General features: G+C 42.7%; 16 protein-coding genes. 12 read left to right on the forward strand and 4 right to left on the reverse strand.

All coding sequences use genetic code 11. The features are described from left to right. Window positions 1–277 precede the first annotated feature (277 nt). Window positions 278–1,735: a sodium:solute symporter gene (locus tag Q0954_RS16635; RefSeq protein WP_299458623.1), complete on the reverse strand. Its 1,458-nt coding sequence runs from the start codon at window positions 1,733–1,735 to the stop codon at window positions 278–280. Between the two features lie 157 nt (window positions 1,736–1,892). On the opposite strand from Q0954_RS16635, the gene Q0954_RS16640 reads away from it, so the two are divergent. From Q0954_RS16640 to Q0954_RS16650, 3 genes are all read left to right on the forward strand, one after another. Continuing rightward, window positions 1,893–2,165 carry an ATP-dependent Clp protease adaptor ClpS gene (locus tag Q0954_RS16640; protein ID WP_002695523.1) on the forward strand — a complete coding sequence of 91 codons (273 nt, stop codon included), beginning with the start codon at window positions 1,893–1,895 and terminating at the stop codon, window positions 2,163–2,165. Between the two features lie 254 nt (window positions 2,166–2,419). After that, a complete protein-coding gene (gene recR, locus Q0954_RS16645) occupies window positions 2,420–3,022 on the forward strand; it encodes a recombination mediator RecR (RefSeq protein ID WP_299458624.1) in 603 nt (200 codons plus the stop codon). A gap of 84 nt (window positions 3,023–3,106) precedes the next feature. Further along, on the forward strand, window positions 3,107–3,715 hold the full coding sequence (locus Q0954_RS16650; RefSeq protein ID WP_299458625.1) for a Crp/Fnr family transcriptional regulator: 609 nt from the start codon (window positions 3,107–3,109) through the stop codon (window positions 3,713–3,715). Between the two features lie 620 nt (window positions 3,716–4,335). On the opposite strand, the gene Q0954_RS16655 is transcribed toward Q0954_RS16650, so the two are convergent. Then, window positions 4,336–4,884, reverse strand: coding sequence for an HD domain-containing protein (locus Q0954_RS16655; protein ID WP_299458626.1), 549 nt, complete (start codon window positions 4,882–4,884; stop codon window positions 4,336–4,338). Window positions 4,885–5,263: 379 nt separating this feature from the next. Here Q0954_RS16655 and Q0954_RS16660 point away from each other — a divergent pair, with 379 nt between their 5' ends. The 6 genes from Q0954_RS16660 (at window position 5,264) to Q0954_RS16685 (ending at window position 14,599) form a co-directional block, all read left to right on the forward strand. Beyond that, entirely contained in the window at window positions 5,264–8,416 is a 3,153-nt protein-coding gene (locus tag Q0954_RS16660; protein WP_299458627.1) for a glycosyl hydrolase, read from the forward strand. Between the two features lie 604 nt (window positions 8,417–9,020). After that, window positions 9,021–10,118 (forward strand): glycine cleavage system aminomethyltransferase GcvT, encoded by a 1,098-nt coding sequence (gcvT, locus tag Q0954_RS16665; RefSeq protein ID WP_299458628.1) that lies wholly within the window; start codon window positions 9,021–9,023, stop codon window positions 10,116–10,118. A gap of 161 nt (window positions 10,119–10,279) precedes the next feature. After that, complete coding sequence (locus tag Q0954_RS16670; RefSeq protein ID WP_299458629.1) at window positions 10,280–10,999, forward strand: 2-phosphosulfolactate phosphatase; 720 nt, start codon at window positions 10,280–10,282, stop codon at window positions 10,997–10,999. Between the two features lie 274 nt (window positions 11,000–11,273). Next, on the forward strand, window positions 11,274–12,728 hold the full coding sequence (locus Q0954_RS16675; RefSeq protein ID WP_299458630.1) for a UDP-N-acetylmuramoyl-L-alanyl-D-glutamate--2,6-diaminopimelate ligase: 1,455 nt from the start codon (window positions 11,274–11,276) through the stop codon (window positions 12,726–12,728). 216 nt (window positions 12,729–12,944) lie between these two features. Continuing rightward, entirely contained in the window at window positions 12,945–14,189 is a 1,245-nt protein-coding gene (gene mraY / locus Q0954_RS16680) for a phospho-N-acetylmuramoyl-pentapeptide-transferase (RefSeq protein ID WP_299458631.1), read from the forward strand. 152 nt (window positions 14,190–14,341) lie between these two features. Next, window positions 14,342–14,599, forward strand: a complete 258-nt coding sequence (locus Q0954_RS16685) for a hypothetical protein (RefSeq protein ID WP_299458632.1) — start codon at window positions 14,342–14,344, stop codon at window positions 14,597–14,599. A 121-nt stretch (window positions 14,600–14,720) separates the two neighbouring features. Here Q0954_RS16685 and Q0954_RS16690 read toward each other — a convergent pair whose 3' ends face one another. Beyond that, complete coding sequence (locus Q0954_RS16690) at window positions 14,721–16,091, reverse strand: cystathionine beta-synthase (protein ID WP_299458633.1); 1,371 nt, start codon at window positions 16,089–16,091, stop codon at window positions 14,721–14,723. 1,096 nt (window positions 16,092–17,187) lie between these two features. Here Q0954_RS16690 and Q0954_RS16695 point away from each other — a divergent pair. Both Q0954_RS16695 and Q0954_RS16700 read left to right on the forward strand, forming a co-directional pair. Beyond that, window positions 17,188–18,819, forward strand: coding sequence for an NADP-dependent glyceraldehyde-3-phosphate dehydrogenase (locus tag Q0954_RS16695; protein ID WP_299458634.1), 1,632 nt, complete (start codon window positions 17,188–17,190; stop codon window positions 18,817–18,819). Window positions 18,820–18,925: 106 nt separating this feature from the next. Next, window positions 18,926–19,561: a protein-tyrosine-phosphatase gene (locus Q0954_RS16700; protein ID WP_299458635.1), complete on the forward strand. Its 636-nt coding sequence runs from the start codon at window positions 18,926–18,928 to the stop codon at window positions 19,559–19,561. 88 nt (window positions 19,562–19,649) lie between these two features. Here the strand turns inward: Q0954_RS16700 and Q0954_RS16705 are convergent, their stop codons facing one another. Continuing rightward, complete coding sequence (locus Q0954_RS16705) at window positions 19,650–20,921, reverse strand: hypothetical protein (RefSeq protein ID WP_299458636.1); 1,272 nt, start codon at window positions 20,919–20,921, stop codon at window positions 19,650–19,652. 300 nt (window positions 20,922–21,221) lie between these two features. On the opposite strand from Q0954_RS16705, the gene Q0954_RS16710 reads away from it, so the two are divergent. Then, window positions 21,222–21,716 (forward strand): hypothetical protein, encoded by a 495-nt coding sequence (locus Q0954_RS16710; protein ID WP_299458637.1) that lies wholly within the window; start codon window positions 21,222–21,224, stop codon window positions 21,714–21,716. Window positions 21,717–21,720 lie beyond the last annotated feature (4 nt).

Raw genomic sequence — 21,720 nt, forward strand, 5'->3', positions numbered from 1 at the left:
AACGCTAGATCAGGTAGTTGCCTGAAGATCAGGCAATGCCTGTGGGGGCTACCGACTACCAACTCCGGACTAAATTACGAATTGGCGCAAAGCGAGGCTAAAAAACTCTGGTCTACTGACTCCCGACTCTGGACTAAATCACGAATTGGCGCAAAGTGACACTAAAAAACTATGGTCTACTGACTCCCGACTCTGGACTAAATTATGAATGGCTTCGCCCAATTCGTAATTCGTAATTTGTAATTGACCAATTCGTAATTGCCTAACCCGTAATTCGCTATTCTGATTTACCCTTAGACAACAACCAAAGGCCTACAAAGGTAATGATGCCATTGACAATGAGTATTTCAAAACCAAATTTAAAACCATTGAACCAAACGGGTGAATAAAGGTTAAGAACGTAAGACAGCACCGGAGATGCTATACATACCAAAGGAACCCAACGGTCTTTTACTGCGGTTTTGGTGAGCATACCAAAGGTAAACAAACCCAGCAAAGGTCCGTAAGTATAACCCGCCGCAGTAAACAAGCTACCAATAACGTTGCTCTCAGGGTGAGCATCTTGAATGGCTTTAAACAATACAATCACTACTACCAATACCCCCGAAAAAACGATGTGCACTCGTCGAATCATTCGCTGGCGGGTGGCTTCTTCTTTCTTGTCAGCGTCGAGAAAATCTACACAAAAAGAGGTAGTCAAAGCAGTGAGTGCCGAATCGGCGCTGGAATAAGTGGCCGCAATGATGCCCAGTAAAAAACAAATACCAGCAAATAAACCAAAATGATTGAAAGCAAGAAAAGGAAATACTTTGTCGGTTTGGGTGGGCAACTGAATGCCTTTTTCGGCAGCATACACATACAGCAAGGCTCCCAGAGACAAAAAGATGAAGTTGACAATGACTAAGACGATGCTAAACCAAAAAACGTTTTTTTGGGCATCTTTGAGGCTGCGACAAGTCAAGTTTTTCTGCATCATATCCTGGTCTAGCCCCGTCATGACTACTGCAATAGAAGCACCCGCAAAAAACTGCTTGAAAAAATATTTAGGAGAATTGGTTTCCCAGAAAAATATTTTTGAAAAGGAACTCTTGTCTATTTTTTGCGCCAGAGTACTATAGCTCCACTGCAGGTCTTCTTTCATGAGATAAATACTTACGACTGCCGCCAACAGCAAGAAAGTAGTTTGCAGGGTATCTGTCCATACAATGGTTTTGATACCCGCCCGATAAGTATAAATCCAGATGAGTACAATGCTAATGATGGTGGTTTGCCAAAAAGCTACTCCCCAAGCCTCAAATAGACCCAACTGCAGCACCATTGCTGCCAAAAACAAACGAAATGAAGCGCCTATAGTCCGCGAAAGCAAAAAGTAAAAAGCACCTGTCTTATACGACCAAAACCCAAATCGTTGCTCAAGGTAGGCATAAATAGACACTAGGTTGAGTCTATAATACAAAGGTAGAAGTACGGCACCTATGATAAAATACCCCAACAAATAGCCCAGCACCATTTGAAAATAGGCAAATTGATTGGAAAGCACGGCGCCTGGCACCGATATAAAGGTAACCCCCGACAACGAAGCACCGATCATACCATACGCCACCAAATACCAGGGTGATTGTTTGTCGGCAGTAAAAAAAGATTGTGAATTGCTGCCGCGGGAAGTAATCGCTGAAATGAGCAGCAGCACCAAAAAATAGGCAAGTACTACAATAAATACGAGTTCGGGAGTCATAAATTTGGGGGTAAAAACAGCCATAAACACTTGTCAAAAAAACTGTCAATAAGCCTTTTACACAAGTTTTCCAAAAAAATTTATTTAAATCTCAACTGCCAAAACTCCTGATTTTTTTTTAATTTTGCTAAATCTTAGTTTAAAACTCGAAAGAACCATGTCACAAACTCAAGAACTCGAACTTCTGGAAGAAGAAGTTGTAACGGTAGAAGAACGTCAACTTACAGTATTCAATGACGATATTAACACATTTGATCATGTAATTAATACCTTGATTGAAGTGTGTAACCATACCCCCGAACAAGCCGAACAATGTACCTGGATTATCCATTACAAAGGCAAATGTTCGGTAAAAGTAGGTGAGTTCAATAAACTACGCCCTATGCGTGACGCTATCTGCGACCGTGGAATCTCGGCTGAAATTGTATAACGACCAATAACACAACCCTACAATAAATGTCTTGCTTTTGGCAAATCAACACAAAAGCAGGCAATTATTATTCAAGTGTTATTTATAATAATCATTATGAAAGTAATCCAGTCCATACAAACTTACCCAGAGGTGCGGACAAAAGCCTGACAGGTTTTTAAGACAACTTAGGGGAAACCTGTCGGTTTTTTCTTTGGATTGACTTACTTTTGAATGATTGTTCATTACCTCTGTTTACTTTCTTAAAGTACTTTATGATATTTTCTTCTAAACTAATCGAAGATGCAGTAGACCAGATCGCCGGGTTGCCTGGCATAGGCAAAAAAACTGCTTTGCGATTAGTTTTTCATTTGCTTAAGCAAGATGAAAAATCAACGGTTGCACTGACCGACACACTCCTGAAATTACGCCGCGACATTGTGTATTGTAACCAGTGCCACCACATTTCTGACACCCCCACCTGCAACATTTGTAGCAGCAACAAACGCGACCGTACATTGTTATGTGTGGTAGAAGACTCACAAGATGTGTTGGCAATAGAAAATACTGCCCAATACCAGGGACTCTATCATGTATTGGGAGGGGTTATTTCCCCTATGGAAGGAGTCTCACCCATCGACTTACACATTACATCTTTGCTGGAAAGAGTGGCCAAGTCAGAAATTAAGGAAGTGATATTTGCACTTAGCCCTACCATGGAAGGCGACACCACTACTTTTTATCTTACTAAAAAGCTCCGGGAACATCAAATTAAAATAAGCACCATTGCCAGAGGGGTACCCATTGGTAGCGAACTGGAGTATACCGACGAAATAACCTTGGGGCGCAGCATCATTGGTAGAACTACCTATGAATAAGCAAACCAAGGCAGTCGCACAAACTCATTATATTTCGTAGTAAAGTTAACTCATTAGTATGACTCAAAGCATGTCTGATAAACTATGGCTCTAACACAGGATTTTTCATTGTACAACTACCTTATTACTTCTGCTAAGTATGATATCGACGATAAGGTAAAACTCAAAGAGTTTGAAAAAGGGGAATATGTTTATTTGCCCAATTCTCCTCAAAACTATATTTATTTGATAGAATCAGGGGTGGTAAAAATAGGGAGCTATGCCAACAATGGCGAAAAAGTAATTTATGATATTCTAACCCCCGGCGAAACTTTTGGTAACTTAAATTACCTGGGCGAAGACGTGCCGTTTTTTGAGTTTGCGCAAGCCATCAGTGGTGCTAAAACCTCTGTATTTGAACTCAAATTTTTCAAACACTTAATTGTACATGATCCTACCGTGTCTGAGTGGTTCAATATTACGGTAGTAGGCCGATGGAGCAAGGCAGAAACCCGCTTGCTGTACATGACCCGTGGCAATATTGAAGCCCGCATCGAAAACCTACAAAAAGAGCTTTCGCACGAAGTAGCAGACAAAAGAGGGATCGCTTATAATGTGTTCAACCTTTTGTCGCAACAAGATATTGCTGATCTGACAGGTACAACCCGCCAAACAGTGGCCAAAAAACTGCGTTCGCAAAACTCTTCGGTATAGTCAGGTAAGCATACACCTGGCTTTTTATTATAAGGAACGGTGTCAAAATACAATAGTCCATAGTATTTAGTCCGTAGTCCATAGCTGATTCGAGTAAATGTTTACCTTATTAAGCCCTGTAAATCAGTAGTTTATACTAAAGTTGTTTACCTACTTTATTTTTAAAAGGGTTTCAGTTTTAGGTCTAAACGTGCAATTAAATAGTTTTTAAAATCATAACCTACTGATAATCAGTAATCAACTTTGGCTAAAATCACTGCGGAGTATTGAAAATAAATACGCATTTTTAACCTCATCTTTTTTGGACATGCTTCGTTAAAAAACTTGCCATAGCTATGGCTATGCCGCGTTTTTTGACCTCGCCTGACCAAAAAATATTTCCTTAAACTATAGAACTTTATTTTTGCATCGTTCCTAAGGAATGGTGAGAAATTAAATTACCATTCTTGAGGTAGAGGTTTTGTTTTGAGACGAGGCTATTTTTTGCGCCCATAGCAGCGCTACGGGTAATAAAAATAACGAAGTATCAAGGCGAAAAATCACCCCTTAGAGTGTAAATTTATTTTTGACATATCCCTAAGGGGTAACAAGTAAGCATGTCTGTTGCTCCATAGTCCTTTTTATGCTTCGTTGATGTAAGTAGAGTAATGGTCTATTTTTTCCTGCAAACGTTGCTCGATATAGGGGTTTACCCCTTGCAAAGTGTTTAATATCACCCGTGCCTCTTGTTGGTAGCGGTGCTTTTTTGGGGAATCCCAATAATAAGGAGGCTCGCTGAGGTTATCTATTCTGTCACACATTTTCACCATGCGTACTTCGACACGTTGCCGTAAAATGCGCCGCAAACTATCTTCCATTTGTGCTTCTTTGCCTGGCAACTGGTCGTTTTTGGTAAGCGCCATTACTCCGTCTGCCACCTCTTGGCCAAAAACCTTGGCTACCTGTGCATAAGTCACCTTTGTATCTTCTATAGTATCGTGCAACAGGGCACATTGTAGGGCATAGTCTGCGTCAAATTTAACCGGGCTTTGTACCCAGGCAGTCATTACTTCCATAGCTACCCTTGCCAGGTGGGTAGTATACGAACGATTACTTCCAGGTATTTTTTGGGCAATGTGTGCATCTCCGGCAAACTCAATGGCTTTTAAATAAATCGATTGATTCCACATATTACTTTATTTAGGAATGGACAAAAAGAACACTTAGCTGAGGGTAGAATAAAGCCTCTCTTCCGAAATCGATTACCCCTTGTTTTGATCAGCAAACAATCACCAATCCAAGCAGTTACTTTTCAGAAAAACAAGCTTATTTAATTTGTGATTTTTAAGTGCACGCGCGAAACGAAGATAAGCGAAATCTCCTGCAAGTGAAAAAAACGATGAACTTTCTTTACTTCCCTTAAGTACTCCAGATGCTACATACATAAAACATTATTTACTGACCTGACAAACTTCATCACTTGTTAATTATTTCTTAAGAACCTTGCCTTAAGTATTTAATTCCTAATTTTAAATTCCCTATTAGAATGTTTTATAAAACAACGACATAATGAGTAAACGCTACCCAATAAAATGGAATCTATTGTGTATAACGTTGGCATTGAGCCTTGGTATAAGTACCATAGCTGAGGCACAGCGTAGAAAGAAAAAAAATAGTAAAAACACGCCTGAAAGCACTGTAAAGAAATATTTTAAGTCAATGAAATGGCGCAACATAGGTCCTAACCGAGGTGGAAGGGCCGCTGCAGTTACTGGAGTACCGGGCAAGCCTGACTTGTACTATATGGGAGTTACTGGCGGCGGTGTATGGAAAACCAACGATGCTGGTACTACCTGGAAAAACATCTCTGATGGCTTTTTCGGAGGCTCTATAGGTGCCATTGCAGTAAGCGAATACGACAATAACGTGATTTATGTAGGTGGAGGCGAAACCACTGTCCGGGGCAATGTATCGCACGGCGATGGAGTGTGGAAATCGGTAGACGGTGGCAAAACCTGGAAGCACATGGGCTTGAAGGAGTCACGTCATATCGGACGCATCAGCATCCACCCAAAAAACCCTGACATTGTGTATGTGGCAGCTTTGGGGCACTTGTTTGGTCCTAACCCAGCGCGGGGAGTGTATCGTTCGAAGGATGGAGGCAATACCTGGAAAAAGATTTTGTTTGCCAATGAAAACGCAGGGGCTTTTGATCTGATACTTGACCCTAACAACCCTCGTGTAGTATATGCCAGTACCTGGCGCATCCGCCGAACCCCGTATAGTCTTGAGAGTGGCGGCAAAGGTTCTGCCTTGTGGAAAAGTACCGATGGTGGCAACAATTGGATAAATTTACACAAAAAATCGCAGGGATTGCCCCAAGGCTTGTTAGGTGTGATTGGGGTAACGGTATCTCCGGTAAACTCTAATCGGGTATGGGCGATTATAGAGCACAAAAATGGGGGCGTTTTTCGCTCTGACAATGCTGGCAAAACCTGGATAAAAGTAAACAGTGAACGTAAACTACGCCAACGTGCCTGGTACTATAGCCGCATTTATGCCGATACCAAAGACCTGGACATGGTGTATGTGGTCAATGTTCGTTTTCATCGCTCAAAGGACGGGGGCAAAACCTACCAGTCTATTAAAACACCTCACGGCGACCATCACGACTTGTGGATTTCGCCTGATAATAACCAGCACCTGATTGTGGCAGATGACGGAGGGGCGCAAGTGTCTAAAAACCACGGGGCAAGTTGGTCTACTTATATGAACCAGCCCACTGCGCAGTTTTACAGAGTATCAGTTGACAATCACTATCCTTACCGACTATATGCTGGACAACAAGACAACAGCGCCATCAGAATATTGAGCACAGCACGCCCTGGCAACATCCGCGCCTGGGAAAGCACCGCTGGGGGCGAAAGTGGACACATTGTGGCTGACCCTACCAATAATGACATTGTCTATGGTGGTTCTTATGACGGTTTTTTGATCAAGATGAACCACAAAACCAAGCAGTTCAAATCGGTAGATGTGTACCCAGACAATCCTATGGGCTGGGGCGCCAAAGACTTGAAATACCGCTTTCAATGGAATTTCCCTATTTTCTTTTCTCCGCATGATGCCAAAACCTTGTACGCTGCTGCTCAAGTATTGTTTAAAACGACCGATGGGGGGCATAGCTGGACAAAAATAAGTGGCGACTTGACTCGAAACGATACCACCAAGATGAAATCGTCGGGAGGACCTATTACCAAAGACAACACCAGTGTAGAATATTACGGGACTATTTTTGCGGCTTGCGAATCGCCTTACGAAAAGGGGCTGTTATGGGCAGGTTCAGACGATGGTTTGATGCACGTGAGTCGTGACGGGGGCAAAACCTGGAAAAATGTAACGCCTAAAGGAATGCCTGAATGGATGATGATCAACAGTGTAGAACCTCACCCCACCATCAAGGGTGGTTGCTATATTGCGGGCACGCGCTACAAGTTAGACGATTTTAAACCTTACTTGTATGTAACTACTGACTATGGCAAAACCTGGAAGAAAATTACCAACGGAATCAAGGGCAACCATTTTACCAGGGTGCTAAGGGCTGACCCCAAACGCAAAGGTTTGCTGTATGCTGGCACTGAGTATGGGGTGTATATGTCGCTGGACGATGGGGCTAATTGGAAATCGTTGCAGCTTAACTTGCCTCAGGTGCCTATTACTGACCTTGCCATCAAAAACAACGATTTGATTGCGGCTACTCAAGGGCGTGCTTTTTGGATTCTAGACGATGTAACTCCTTTGCACCAGTTCAACGATGAGGTAAAGAAAAGCACCACTTATTTGTTCAAGCCAAGCAATGCTTACAGCGGTGGGGCTTCGCGTGGGGTGAGCATTCGCTATTACCTTAAAGATAAACCGGGCAAAGACCAACCTGTAACGCTAGAGTTGATGGATGGCAACGGTAAGTTGATTGCTAAGTATACTACGCAAAAAAATAAGAGTAAAAAGCCACGCAAAGAAAATGGGATCACCTTAAGAAAACTCAAGGCAAAAAAAGGAAGTAACAGCTTCCGCTGGAATATGCGCTATGAGGGTGCCGAACGCTTCAAGGGGATGGTGTTATGGTTTGGTGGTACCAAAGGCCCAAAGGCTGTGCCAGGCAAGTATAAGGTGCGTTTAACGGCCGCAGGCAAAACCCAAACGCAAGAATTTGACATTGTCAAAGACCCACGCATTGAGGCATCGCAAGCCGATCTTGAAGCACAGTTTAAGTTTTTGATAGAAGTACGTGACAAACTCACCGAAACCCACCAGGCAATCAAGCAAATTCGCAAGATGAAAAAAGACATTGGTGGGGTAATGGCTCGCCTGGGTGACAACGCCAAAATGAAGGATGTCAAGGAAATGGGCAAGGCAATGATCAAGAAGATAAGCGCTATAGAGAAGGCTTTGTATCAAACCCAAAACCGTAGCCGACAAGATCCCTTGAACTACCCCATTCGCCTAAACAACAAGCTAAGTACCTTGGCCACTTATGCTGGTTTTGCCGATAGTAGACCTACCCGTGGTTTGATGCAGGTAAAAAAAGATCTTACAGCTAAAATTAATGTGCAGCTTAATAAACTGAAAAGGGTCATCAGTCAGGAGGTGCCTAAGTTCAACAACTTGGTAGCACAAAAACAGATTCCGGCGATTATGATTACAGACGAAGCAAAAGAGTAGTGATAAGTGATTAGCTGCAAGCGACAAGTTTGCAATTGCAAACGAATAAATTCAATAAATCCCTGTTTTGATCAAAGACAGGGATTTTTTTGCCTGTCTATTTTGTTCTTTTAGGAGCAAGGAAGTTACAAACTTTCAATTATCAACAGGCTTAAGTTACGCTACGCCTTAAGCCAGCGAAAGTAGACAATTCAATTCAAACAACCACTTCCCCGTGTTGGTCTTAAGGCTTTAGCCAGACCAACACCTGCCAGTCATAAGTTATGTCGCCTGCCAGCGAAGTTTTGAAAATTTCCAATAATCCAGCAAAAATATAAAAATCTCTCCCCATTTTTTTACACAAAATTACCCACATCTGAGCAGAAATTTATCTGTGGTTGGTTTCCAACAAAAAAAGCCCTAAAATTGAGACCGAAACACACGACTAAAGAGTATTTCGCCTTGACAGGGTGTGGGTGTTTCTATTTTTCAGTGAAAGAATTGACATTTTGGAACCTGATCGTAATAACTGTTCGTTTTCGCGGTGCCGCTCTTCACCTGTTGAGGGTACTCTTGCCAAAACTGGACATTTATTGAATCAAACTCCTTTAGCTTTTATATAATTATGGATTTAAAAACCACCGATTTAAAACAAACTGCCCTCAACGACATTCACGTAGCTTTAGGGGGTAAAATGGTAGAGTTTGCCGGTTACTCTATGCCCGTTCGTTATACTTCAGACAAAGAAGAACACTTTGCGGTGCGCGAAAACGTAGGAGTGTTTGATGTATCGCACATGGGCGAATTTTTGCTCAAAGGTGAAGGAGCGCTAGACCTTATCCAAAAAGTATCGTCAAACGATGCTTCTAAGCTTTACCCTGGTAGGGTGCAATACTCTTGCCTACCCAACGAACAAGGCGGTATTATAGATGATTTGGTGATTTATATGATTGCCGAGAATGAATATTACCTGGTAGTAAACGCCTCTAATGTACAAAAAGACTGGGACTGGATAAGCAAATACAATACTTATGGGGTAGAGATGACCAATTTGTCTGACCAAACCTCTATGCTTGCGGTGCAAGGTCCTAAAGCCACTCAAGCCCTACAGTCGCTTACCGACGTAAAACTAGACGATATGAAGTTTTACACTTTTGAGAAAGCTACTTTTGCTGGTGTGCCCGACATTATTATCTCGGCAACTGGCTACACTGGCTTGGGCGGTGTAGAACTATATATTCCTAATGAGCACGCTGAAACCATTTGGAACAAAATATTTGAAGCAGGCAAAGACTACCACATTCAGGCCATTGGCTTGGGAGCACGCGACACTTTGCGTCTCGAAAAGGGTTATTGTTTGTATGGCAACGACATAGATGATACTACCTCTCCACTAGAGGCTGGTCTGGGTTGGGTGACTAAATTTACCAAAGATTTTGTAAACTCTGAAGCGCTTAAAAAACAGAAAGAAGAAGGTGTAAAACGCAAATTGGTAGCTTTTAAGATGGTAGACAAGGGTATTCCGCGCCACGGTTACGAATTGCTGAACACCGATGGCAAAAACATAGGCAGGGTAACTTCTGGTTCTATGTCTCCTTCGCTTAACATTGGCATTGGCTTGGGGTATGTCACCAAAGAATTAAGCAAACCAGGCAACGAAATAATGGTGCAGGTACGCAACAAACAGCTTAAGGCAGAGGTGATTAAGTTGCCGTTTATTTAGGCGATAAGCTTTGGACAATAAATCAAAAACTCCCCCTTCATTTTTCTTAAGGGGGAGTTTTTGTATATAAAATATCAACATTTATAACTCCTGCACAAACTACAGGTAAACCTAAACCTGCTTTACTTGTGGCTAAAAGCTAACAACTGAGAATAAATACAATGAAACAATTAGAAGTTTGTCTTACCCCCGACTTATTACAGCATTATTCGCTGGAAGGCAAGGTGGTAGTAGTCATCGACGTATTCAGAGCAACCACTACCATGGTATCGGCACTTGCCAATGGCATCAGTCGTATTACTCCTGTGGCTACACTCAAAGAATGCTCAGCATTGAAAGAAAAAGGCTACCTGACGGCTGCCGAACGCAATGGCAAAAAGCCGGGTGGTTTTGATTTGGGAAACTCTCCGCTCAACTATCTTAAGCACGACTATTCGGGGCAGCAGCTGGCCATGACTACCAGCAACGGAACGCTGGCAATTACCAAATCTGTAGCAGCGCACGAAATTATTATTGGCGCATTTATTAATATGTCGGCGGTGGTAGCATATCTGCGTGCCCAAAGCCAGGATATTTTACTGCTTTGTGCCGGATGGAAGGGGCGCATCAATACCGAAGACAGCCTTTTTGCGGGAGCGGTGGCACATTTGTTGGCAAACGAAACCGAGCTGGCAAACGATTCGGCAGTAGCCGTACAAAGCCTTTACCAAACCCACGAAACCAATATGGAGGAATTTTTGAAAGAAGGTTTGCACTTTAACCGTTTGCAGCGCCTGGGTAGGGACGAAGATATTGAGTTTTGCCTGAAAAAAGATGAGTATAATTTAGTGCCAACTTATAAAAATGGCGTGCTCATTGGCGTAGTTTATCAGCCACAATAACCTAAGGCAAGCTTTCAGCAAGCGGTGAGGTTGATAAAACTAAAGGGTAAGTTGTATTTGTGGCAATTGGGAGAGTTTGACCGTTACCGCCCAGGTAAAAAAGTTTGATAATGATTTTATCCAGCCTTGTCTGACTTTCGTCTTATCTTATATAAAAAAACCTAAAGCCAGCTTTACAATCTGCCATTTTTTCTCTTACCTTGCAATAAATTTTACCTTGACAATACTACTCAGTAACTCATGAGGTAAAACACTATTAGAAGAATGACAGGCAATGACTAATTTAAAAGAATTACTCCATCACATAGAAGTTATCCAAACCACAGGAAATGCTCCTGAATCTATTGAAAATATTCATTTTGACTCTCGTAAGGTACAAGCCAACGACTTGTTTGTGGCAGTAAAAGGCACACAGGCAGACGGACACCAATACATTGTACAAGCAGTAGCCTTGGGCGCCAAAGTAGTAGTATGCGAAACATTGCCCAAAAACCTGAACGATGCTGCCACTTATATTCAAGTAGCCAATAGCGCCAAAGCCTTGGGCTGGCTGGCGTCTAATTATTATGACCATCCCTCGAAAAAACTCAAGCTGGTAGGCATTACAGGTACCAATGGTAAAACTACTACCGTCACCTTGTTACACCAATTGTTTCGTAAATTTGGTTATCGGGTGGGGTTATTGTCTACCATTCAAAACTACATTGACGATACTGCCTTACCTGCCCGGCTTACTACGCCCGACCCACTGGAACTCAATCGCCTGATTGCCGAAATGGTAAAAGCAGGTTGTACCCATTGCTTTATGGAGGTAAGTTCGCATGCCGTGGTACAAGAGCGCATTGCTGGGTTGCATTTTACAGGAGCGGCTTTTACCAATATTTCGCACGATCATTTAGACTTTCACGAAACTTTTGCCAATTATATCAATGCCAAAAAACAGTTTTTTGATCAACTACCACCTACGGCTTTTGCTTTGGTAAATGCAGATGATAAACGGGGCATGGTAATGCTGCAAAATACGGTTGCCAAGACCCAACGCACTTTTGCTCTCAAGCAATTTGCCGACTTTAAGGCAAGGGTGGTAGAGAGCACGTTACAGGGCTTGTTTATGGAGATAGATGATGTAGAAGTATGGTTTCAGATGATTGGCTATTTTAACGCTTACAACTTGTTGGGCATTTATGCCATTGCGGTACTTTTGGGCGAAGATACCACCGAAACGCTTACTTTGCTGTCGGGTTTGCCATCGGTTCCGGGCAGGTTTGAGAAGATTATTGGCGAATCGGGCGCTACTGGGGTGGTTGACTACTCGCATACCCCCGATGCCTTGGAAAATGTATTACAAACCATTTTTGAATTACGCCAAAGCGGACAAAAAATTATTACGGTAGTGGGGTGTGGGGGCAACCGCGACGCCAGTAAACGCCCTGTCATGGCTCAGATTGCCTGCCAATACAGCGACTTGGTTATTTTTACCTCAGACAACCCGCGAAATGAGCCGCCTATGCAGATACTGGAAGACATGCAGCAGGGGGTGTCTATTGATGATGAGCCTAAAACCTCGCTGATTGCAAGCCGAAAGGATGCCATCAGAAAAGCCTGTGAGCTAGCCCAAAAGCAAGACATTATTTTGGTGGCAGGCAAAGGGCACGAAACTTACCAGGAGATTGCAGGGGTACGCCACCCGTTTGACGATCGCTTGGTGCTTAAAACATTTTTGCAATAAAATAACGTGTTTAATAAAACAGCTTTTTATACCTGCCAGGTTTTCAAAACCTGGCAGGTATGGGTAGACTTCTCTTTATTATAGGTTTTAAAATACTTGACGCAAATATTAAATTTCAACTGCCTATACTATAAAACCTGGCAGGTATATATAGGTAGATTTTCAACAAAAAATACCCTTTGCGGAGAAACAACATCTAAACTACAAGCAAACTCAATGTTATACTACTTATTCGATTACTTAGAAAGCAATTACCAGTTTCCGGGCGCTACTTTGTTCAAATATATCTCATTTCGGGCAAGCATGACCATTATGATCTCCTTGCTGATCGGGGCAATTTTTGGCAGACGCCTTATCAACCTGCTCAAAAAAATGCAGGTAAAGGAGCAAAGCAGGGTATTGGGTTTGCCTGGTGAAGATAGCAAGCAAGGAACACCTACTATGGGAGGGCTTATCATTATTGGCTCTATCGTAATTCCTACGCTGTTGTTTGCCCGTTTGGACAATGTGTATGTTATTTTGCTGTTGATTTCTACGCTTTGGCTAGGTTTCATTGGTTTTTTGGATGACTACACCAAGTTGATAAAAAAGAAAAGAAACTGGTTGGTAGGCGATCGGGGAATCAAGGGACAGTATAAAATTTTTGGGCAAGTAGGGTTGGGCTTGATTGTAGGCTTGGTGCTTTACTTTAACGAAAATGTAAAAGTTCGTCAGTATTACAATCCTGCTGCGCAAGAGTACAACGCATCGGTACCTGTAGATGGCTACCAAGATCGTTACAAAGACGTAAAGTCTACCGCCGTAAATGTGCCTTTCTTTAAAAACAACGAACTAGACTACGGCAAAATCATTCCGTTTTTGCCCAAAAGCCTTACTTGGGTCTTGTATGTGATGGTAGCTATATTTATCATCACGTTTGTGTCTAACGGTGCCAATATTACCGATGGGGTAGATGGGCTTGCTGCGGGCACTTCGGTAATTATAGCGGTTACACTTGCTATCTTTGCCTATGTATCGGGCAATGCGATCTTTTCTAAATATTTGGGCATTATGTATATTCCCAATTCGGGTGAACTAGTGATTTTTTGTTCGGCACTGATGGGAGCCTGCATTGGTTTTTTGTGGTACAACTCTTACCCTGCCCAGGTGTTTATGGGCGACACGGGCAGCCTTTCGCTGGGGGGTATCATTGCAGTGCTTGCCTTGTCGGTACGCAAAGAGCTGTTGATTCCTTTGATGTGCGGTATTTTCTTAGCCGAAAACCTTTCGGTGATTATTCAGGTAAGTTATTTTAAATATACCAAAAAGAGGTTTGGCGAAGGAAAGCGCGTCTTCCTGATGGCTCCTTTGCACCATCACTTCCAGAAAAAAGGGTATCACGAAGCCAAAATTGTGACCCGCTTTTGGGTAGTGGGTGTTATACTTGCCGTACTTACATTGGTCATGCTTAAGCTAAGGTAAGAACTGTTGAAGGAAATTATACGATCAATTTTTTGAAATAATAAGCTCTATAGCGTACCTCATTACTTATCACTAATTTTACTTGGTGATCCATTGTTTTTATAAAAAAATGCCAGATTTTTACAGGCGTAAAAAAACTGCGTAAATGGCTTATGGAAGAGTTGATGAATACCACCAATTTTACCGAAGAAGAGGTAGAGAAAATGGTAATAGAACAGTTTGATATTGAAGGGTTTATCATTACCCAAATATCTGATCGTCATTATTATCACCGCGATTTGCCTAAAGGTATACAACTGCTTGATATTCAGATAGGTTTTGCCTTGCCCAGCAAGCGCAAAGGGGTAAAGTATCGGGTAAAAAACATTCGCAATCTTACTTTGATTGTGCGTGAAGAGCAAAGCCCATAGTGAACCAATCCAAAAATAAAATGCAATTTCCCAAACTGAGTAAAGTGTTACCCAAACAAAAAAAGCCCTGATAGGTTATCAACTATCAAGGCTTTTGCTCTTTTAGAGAAACAAACCCGTTTTAGCTTGTCATTGCAGTAAGCAAATCGGCTTGGGTGATGATATGGATTTGGTTTTCATCGTCACGTACCATCAGGGCGGGGTTGTCTTTGTTGATCAACGATGACAACACATCTACGGTGTTGTCCATAGCCACAAAGGTAAATGGTTTGTCCATAAAAGTGTCTATTGATTGATTTTTGATGTCGGGCGACTCTATCAATTTAGCCAAAATTTTAGAGTCACTCAAACTACCCACAATCTGTTCGCCATCTGTAATCGGAATCTGAGAAATCCCTTCTTTGGTAATCGTAGAAATAGCATCAGCCACTTTACAGTTTTTGTCTATAGTAACCAACTTACCACTTCCGTTTTTACGTGATACAATGTGGCGTGCCGTAGCAAAAGAGCGTTCTTCTAAGAAACCATGCGCACGCATCCATTCGTCGTTGTATACCTTGGCAAGGTAGCGGGTACCGTGGTCAGGCAGTATAATCACCATGGTGTCCTCTTCTTTGAGGTTTTCGCGGGCATACTCTAGGGCGCCATATACGGCAGATCCACACGACCACCCCACAAACAGTCCCTCTTCGCGCGCCAGGCGTCGAGTCATAATTGCAGCGTCTTTGTCGGTTACCTTTACAAAGGTATCAATCATACTAAAATCTACATTCTTAGGCAAAATATCTTCGCCAATACCTTCAGTCAGGTAAGGGTAAATCTCGTTTTCGTCAAATTCGCCGGTTTCCTTATATTTTTTAAATACCGAACCATAAGTATCTATTCCTACCGATACAATGTTGGCATTTTGTTCTTTCAAATACTTAGAGGTACCGCAAATAGTACCGCCTGTGCCCACACCCGCAGCAAAATGGGTAATTTTGTGTTCGGTTTGCTTCCATATCTCAGGGCCAGTGGTCTCATAATGAGCCGCCGAGTTCGACATGTTATCGTATTGATTAGGGTAAAACGAGTTAGGAATATCCTCGTTGAGTTTACGCGCCACTGAGTAATAAGAGCGAGGGTCTTCAGGGGCTACATTGGTAGGGCATACATGTACTTCGGCACCTACAGCTCGTAGTATATCTATTTTTTCCTGAGACTGTTTATCGGCCATAGTAAAAATACAACGGTACCCTTTGGCGCAAGCCGCCAGTGCCAGCCCCATTCCGGTATTACCCGATGTACCTTCTATAATAGTCCCCCCTGGTTTAAGTAATCCGGCTTTTTCGGCATCTTCTACCATTTTAATGGCCATGCGGTCTTTTACTGAGTTGCCAGGGTTAAAGTATTCTACTTTTACCAATATAGTTCCTTTGATGCCCTCAGCTATCTTGCCAAGCTTTACCAAAGGAGTATCTCCTATTGTTTCGATGATGGAATTGTAGTACATATAATAAAGTCTGTTTTATTCTTTATAATTCTTCTGTGATTGTGTTTGTCATATCGTGGTTACAAAGTTCTATAAATTTTCTAACTTTTAACTATTTTTAGGGGATAATTGACAGGAGAGAATACAGATAGCCAAGTACTTGTTTGAAGTCAATGTTTCTAATGCGCCTTTGGGGTAGATACGTAGCCCCAAGAGGAGCCAAACTGAAAGGAAGGGTGAATCGATGAAGGGAAAAATCGTGTATAATCAAACAAAAACCTCCTTGGTCTTTTAGAAAAAGTAAGCCAGGAGGTTTTTGGTAAAGCTAAAAACAGAGGTGCTAAGCGAGGGTAAGCAGCCAGGCGTAGGCAGGTTCTTTTTCTGTAAAATACTTGGTAGTTAAAATTAAGTTCCCTGTTTCGTCAAAAGTTTGACTTACCGCCAAGTCATTGACAAAGTCTCCATTGTTGAGCACAGCAAAGTAAAACTCTTGCCCTACAAATGGTCTTTACGGTATTCATCATCACTCATATCAACCGTGTCCTGATACACTCCTGATGCACTAGTTGTAAGCTTTTATCTACAGCAATGGATTGATACCTGCTCTGGTAAATGGTTTCTAACTGCGTAGTGCTTGGTTTTTATTAGCTCAACAATATATTTCATAGCTTGGCAGTGCTTGTTACAAACTGGTGATAGTGCTCCTTGCAAGCCAATACCTACGTGTACGGAAGGCTTTGTTGGTTGGTTTTGTCAGGTTAGTGTATGTGTATGCCTAAAATCGTATAAGTTATATTCATTTGTTTTAGCCAAGATACAGGTTGTTGTCCTGTATCTTGTGTTCACTTATTTTTTTGATTTTTATTTTGCAAAACCTTGTTTTGCTTAATTTTATATTGATTTTATTTGTTGTAGTTAAGTATAGTATTGTTTTGCTTAATTTATGTATAATTTTATTTTGTGTAGAAAAATTAAAAATAACCTTCATATTGTGCAATAAGTGGATTTTAAATGCAAGAATATCAATAAAGAGTAGTTGAGTGCTTTGTTTTTTATGATAAAACAGGCTTTTTGATAGTGAATTTAAAATATCAATATAAAAATTATACAATCAAAAATGGATACAACTACTACCATGCCGAGCATATTTCCGGCGGCACAAGACATTCCTACCCAATATCAAATCAATGAATTTATAGAACAGCGTGAGTACTTGATTGATGGAGAACTTCGTCAATGGCAAGGGCCAATGAATCAGGTACAGTCGCCAGTATGCATTCAGACTATGGAGGGCTGTCAGCAAAAAATAATTGGCAGCAGCCCCTTGCTTACTCCTAAAGAGTCGCTCGAAGCCTTGAATGCTGCCCACAAAGCGTACGACAAAGGACAAGGTTTTTGGCCTACGCTTAAAGTAAAAGATCGCATTCAGTATATAGAGGTATTTGTAACCGAAATGCAAAAACAACGCGATGAGGTAGTAAAGCTGCTGATGTGGGAAATTGGCAAAACCCTGGCAGACTCTACCAAGGAGTTTGATCGCACAGTTACCTACATTCAAGACACCATTAATGCGCTGAAAGACCTGGACAGACGTTCGTCAAAATTTGAAATAGAAAGTGGTGTCATTGCCCAGGTTCGTCGGGTACCTTTAGGGGTTACTCTTTGTATGGGACCTTACAACTACCCATTGAACGAGACCTTCACCACCTTAATTCCTGCGTTGATCATGGGCAACACGGTGGTGTTTAAGCCTGCCAAGTATGGGGTTTTACTGATCAGACCTTTGCTCAAGGCTTTTTGTGACGTTTTTCCGAAAGGAGTAATTAATATTATTTATGGTCGGGGCAGGGCTACGGTAGGGGCGTTGATGGAAACCGGGCAAGTAGATGCTTTTGCTTTTATTGGCACCAATAAAGGCGCCAATGACCTGAAAAAAATGCATCCCAAACCCCACAAATTACGCTCGGTGCTAGGACTGGACGCTAAAAACCCTGGCATTGTACTACCCGATGCTGATATAGAGAATGCCGTAACCGAATGTGTTACAGGAAGTTTGTCTTACAATGGGCAACGTTGTACTGCTCTTAAGATTCTGTTTGTGCATCGTTCTATAGTTGAGGAGTTTTTAGACAAATTTAACCAAGCAGTAAACCACCTAAAGCCCGGCATGCCTTGGGACGAAGGGGTAAAACTTACTCCATTGCCCGAACCTGGTAAAACTGATTACCTGACGGGGTTGGTAAAAGATGCTGAAAAGCACGGGGCACAGGTAATGAATGCTGAGTACGGTGGAGGAGAGGTAAACGAAACCTATTTTCATCCGGCAATACTTTACCCCGTCAACGACCAAATGCGGGTATACCGCGAGGAGCAGTTTGGCCCGGTAGTACCAGTGGTGGCTTACGACAACATAGAGGAAGTGATAGCGTATGTGGTTAGTTCTAATTTTGGGCAGCAGGCAAGTATTTTTGGGCGTGACCCTCAAAAAATTGCAGAATTGATAGATGAACTGTACCACCAGGTAAGCCGAATCAACATCAATGCACAATGTCAGCGGGGACCCGATGTGTTTCCTTTCAATGGGCGTAAAGATTCGGCAGAGGGTACTCTTTCGGTATCTGATGCTTTACGGGTGTTTTCTATCCGGGCGATTGTAGCTACCAAAGACCGGGAAAGTAACAAAGATATTGTGCGGAGCATTGTAAAAGAAGGACATTCCAGCTTTTTGCGTACCGATTATATTTTGTAAATAAATGATGGCTCCAAGGTACAGGTTACTTTTTGCTTGTACCTTGTGGCTTATTATTACTTGTTTATTGCTACCTTGCCTGCACAACTTTAAAATAACTATAGCAATGCCCCCCCCCATTTTTTACCCTCGTTTGGCGGTCTATTTGGCAGAGGTTACTCAAGAGTTTGAGCAAATATCTACCAATCGCCAACAACAGCTCAAAGAAGTGAGCCAATACATTCGTCAAAAACTGGAGACAGATCAACCTGTGCAGGTAATAGTGATTTGTACTCACAATTCGCGCCGGAGCCATTTGGGACAAATTTGGCTACAAATAGCAGCGGCTTATTACCATCTCAGTAAATTCACCTCTTTTTCGGGAGGCACCGAATCCACCGCCCTTCACCCCAATGTAGTGACTGCTTTGCAAGCGGCTGGCATAGAAATAAGTCGTCAAACTGAAGTCAAAAATCCATTGTATCAATGTCGTTATAGCGACCATTTTCCGGCAATAGAAGCTTTCTCTAAAGTGTATGCACATGCCAGTAACCCTACCCAAAATTTTGCTGCCCTCATGGTATGTACCCAAGCAGATGAGGGGTGTCCGGTCGTAATAGGTGCTGAGGCGCGTTTTTCGCTGCCTTATCAAGACCCAAAAGCGTATGACAATACCCCACAACAGAGTAAGCAGTACAACGAAAGGTGTCGTCAAATTGCCCGGGAAATGTTTTTTGTGATGAGTCAAGCTGTGGAGGCTTGATTTTTTCACAACTTTTTCAGCAATGCCTCAAAATACCCATAACCAAAAGATTAGCCAAAACCAGCCTGTGGTTGCCACAAGGTCATGCTCAATCTTTGAAACTAAAATTCATAATAGGCATTAAACGAAGCAATAAGGGATTGTCTCTGACGTAATTGAGCAAACCAAACTGAAAACCTTTGAGTTTACGGGCGTAGTTAAAGATACCAATGGTTACTCCTTTTTGCTCACCCTTGATGTGGTTAAATGCACTAATGGCGAGCCCCTTCATAGTGCCTCCATCTACAACGTTGAGGTAAGCAGGAGCTATGTGAACGCCACGTACATATTTGCCGCCTACTACCAATGCTGCCGACAGCCCACTAAGTTTTTTGGCACCTACGGCTACCCCAGCTACGTTTATTCCCTTTACCTCGTCGCCTGCTCCTATGGCTATTCCGGCAAGGTTGAGCCCGTATACCTGGCTACCCGCAGCTACGGCTACTCCAGCCACGTTTATCCCCACGGTTCTTTCGCCCGAGGCTACTGCAATGGCCGAAGCTGAGACACCATATACGTTTTTGCCTGCTCCAACGGCAAGCCCACCCAGGTTGATGCCTGCAATATTGTCGCCCGCGCCTACGGCTAAACCACCAATATTGAGTCCCCTTGCTTTGCTGCCCGCACCTATTACTCCAAAACTGGCATTGATTCCACTGACATTGCCCCCTGAGCCTACAGCTAAACCGCCCAGGTTGAACCCGGTGATTTCTTTGCCTGCCCCTACAGCAAGCCCGCCTATATTGATGCCTTGTACTTTTTTTCCGGCACCTGCTGCCAAACCACCCACATTTATTCCAGTCAGGTTTTTGCCAGCGCCCAGCCCCAGTCCTCCTATATTCAGCAAGCCACTTACATTGTACCCGGCCCCTAGCCCCAGTCCACCCAGGTTGACCAAGCCCACTACATGGCGTCCGGCTCCGGCACCCAGCACACCTATAGTTGCTCCGTATATCGATTCGGTGGCACCTACACCAACTCCCACGGCAACGCCTCTAATGTTGCGGGCGCCAGTGAGTGGCACGCCTAACGCTACGCCATTGACATTGCCTCCTTCGCCCTGCTCCATATCATAGGGTGTCCAAATAGTGGCATTGAGCCCATTGACTTTTTGTAGGCGGTAGTCACGATAATTTAGTCTAATGCCGTTAAACTTTTTAGAATTGCCAAAGCCTATGCCGGTATGCTTGACCGCAAGGTTGAAACCGCCTCCGGCATCTTGTGCCAACACCGACAGGGTGGTCATGGAGAGTAAAGAAAAGAGCACAATCAGGTAGCCTGCCACTACTTGGGTGTGGTGCAGTTGTTTAAATTTATTCATGGTTTTTATGGTATTTTTATATGGTTCAATGTATTTGCTTTGAAGACACCCCGCCCGGATGCAAAGGTTGCTTGAGGGAGTAATTATTTTTGGTGAAAGGACGTAACTATTTGTTTTTATGCGCTTTAGGTAAGTTGATAAATGATACAAATGGCAGTAATTTTGATAGAAAACCCAATCGCTTGACAGCTATTGCGTTCAAACGGTCACCCAATTTGCCAAGGCTCAAAAACATCTAAAGCCACCCTTGGGTTATTCGATAAAGTTTTTAGAGTGTATTTAAAATTCATTCAATTTAAAATGAAAAGAAGCTATTACTTTCTTTGGTTTCGCCTGTACCAAACCGACCAATACCTTATTTGGGTGCAAGCCGATCAAAACTTGGTTTATCTTGAAACCCCGTCTTACCTGCCCACTTTTTCCAGTAAAGAAGCGTTGAAACAATATGCCCACACGAAGCAAATTCAACTAGAAACCGATCCTCCCGTATTGCACCACCTAGACCTTGTCTTTGGTTGGTTGTCAGACCCGCAGGCAGACTTCAACCGTTTACAGTTTTTGGCGGCGTGGCACCTCTTTGGCGACATTGCCCGTAGCATAAACAAGTTTTTTTTGGGCAACCAACAAAAGGATATGCTTACCAATCAAGTGTATGATAAGTTGTTTGGAGGTAACAACCGACCTGCCTCAGCTTATGATCCTCATTGGACAGTAACTGAGCTTAAAAGGCTTTCTGAAGTGCTTACACAGGGGTTTCAGCTAATGCAAGGGGTAGCCAAAGATGTAAAAAGGTGAGCGT

It is taken from the genome of uncultured Microscilla sp., assembly GCF_947493425.1.
Taxonomy (GTDB): Bacteria; Bacteroidota; Bacteroidia; order Cytophagales; family Microscillaceae; genus Microscilla.

Bases quoted from the DNA above. Each gene is read 5' to 3' on its own strand.
- Q0954_RS16635 (WP_299458623.1), bottom strand. From the start codon at position 1,735: ATGACTCCCGAACTCGTATTTATTGTAGTACTTGCCTATTTTTTGGTG.
- Q0954_RS16640 (WP_002695523.1), top strand. From the start codon at position 1,893: ATGTCACAAACTCAAGAACTCGAACTTCTGGAAGAAGAAGTTGTAACG.
- recR (WP_299458624.1), top strand. From the start codon at position 2,420: ATGATATTTTCTTCTAAACTAATCGAAGATGCAGTAGACCAGATCGCC.
- Q0954_RS16650 (WP_299458625.1), top strand. From the start codon at position 3,107: ATGGCTCTAACACAGGATTTTTCATTGTACAACTACCTTATTACTTCT.
- Q0954_RS16655 (WP_299458626.1), bottom strand. From the start codon at position 4,884: ATGTGGAATCAATCGATTTATTTAAAAGCCATTGAGTTTGCCGGAGAT.
- Q0954_RS16660 (WP_299458627.1), top strand. From the start codon at position 5,264: ATGAGTAAACGCTACCCAATAAAATGGAATCTATTGTGTATAACGTTG.
- gcvT (WP_299458628.1), top strand. From the start codon at position 9,021: ATGGATTTAAAAACCACCGATTTAAAACAAACTGCCCTCAACGACATT.
- Q0954_RS16670 (WP_299458629.1), top strand. From the start codon at position 10,280: ATGAAACAATTAGAAGTTTGTCTTACCCCCGACTTATTACAGCATTAT.
- Q0954_RS16675 (WP_299458630.1), top strand. From the start codon at position 11,274: ATGACTAATTTAAAAGAATTACTCCATCACATAGAAGTTATCCAAACC.
- mraY (WP_299458631.1), top strand. From the start codon at position 12,945: ATGTTATACTACTTATTCGATTACTTAGAAAGCAATTACCAGTTTCCG.
- Q0954_RS16685 (WP_299458632.1), top strand. From the start codon at position 14,342: ATGGAAGAGTTGATGAATACCACCAATTTTACCGAAGAAGAGGTAGAG.
- Q0954_RS16690 (WP_299458633.1), bottom strand. From the start codon at position 16,091: ATGTACTACAATTCCATCATCGAAACAATAGGAGATACTCCTTTGGTA.
- Q0954_RS16695 (WP_299458634.1), top strand. From the start codon at position 17,188: ATGGATACAACTACTACCATGCCGAGCATATTTCCGGCGGCACAAGAC.
- Q0954_RS16700 (WP_299458635.1), top strand. From the start codon at position 18,926: ATGCCCCCCCCCATTTTTTACCCTCGTTTGGCGGTCTATTTGGCAGAG.
- Q0954_RS16705 (WP_299458636.1), bottom strand. From the start codon at position 20,921: ATGAATAAATTTAAACAACTGCACCACACCCAAGTAGTGGCAGGCTAC.
- Q0954_RS16710 (WP_299458637.1), top strand. From the start codon at position 21,222: ATGAAAAGAAGCTATTACTTTCTTTGGTTTCGCCTGTACCAAACCGAC.